Annotated in this window: 1 protein-coding gene; it reads left to right on the top strand. The window is 44.0% G+C overall.

Going from position 1 to position 703, the window contains the following annotated elements:
• Positions 1–595 (top strand): SPASM domain-containing protein (locus tag R7093_RS25605; protein ID WP_318147069.1); only part of this gene is annotated, 595 nt, incomplete at its 5' end.
• Positions 596–703: the final 108 nt, after the last annotated feature.

The following is a 703-nucleotide window of genomic DNA, read 5'->3' as shown; positions in this document are numbered from 1 at the left end:
AGACAAACGCCATACAGATCCTCAGAAATACGAACCTATCGCTTGGTCTGTTGATGCCAAAGAATACGGACGTTTTCTCACCGACGTATTTCATCTTTGGGTTTCTCAAGATGTGGGAAAAGTCTTCATTTCGAACTTCGAACAGGCATTAACACAATATCTTGGCAATCCCTCTCCAAACTGTATTCATGCAAAAAAATGCGGCTCGTCTTATGCCGTTGAAGCAAATGGTGACGTTTATTTCTGTGACCATATCGCCTACCCGGAGTCGAAACTCGGCAATGTATTCGAAACATCGTTGCACAAGATGTCGCTGAATCACGAACTTCAGTTCAACAAAGAATCCCGCTTATCTATGCGATGTAAACAATGCCAGTTCTTGTCTCTCTGCAACGGCGGCTGCCCAAAACATCGCTATCTCTCCGACACTGGTGAGTATGAAAACGTCCTTTGTGATGGTTATTTCTATTTTTTCAGCTCAGTACAAAAGTATTTGCAAGCAATGACGACGCTCTTAGCTCATGGCTATCCAGCAAGCTATGTCATGCAAGCATTAGACGGCCCTTTAATCCTAACACCCTCTAATAAAAGGTAATCAATAAATGGATATTTTGAAAACAACGGTGACCATCACCGGAGCGCTCGCTCCGTGTTTGGTTGCGGCAGGAACGGTAGACAGAACAAAGCTCCCAATTCCTGACAT

This window comes from Vibrio sp. 1580 (assembly GCF_033340055.1).
Note: the sequence above shows the minus strand (reverse complement) of the source record. Positions and strands in the feature narration are given on the sequence as shown.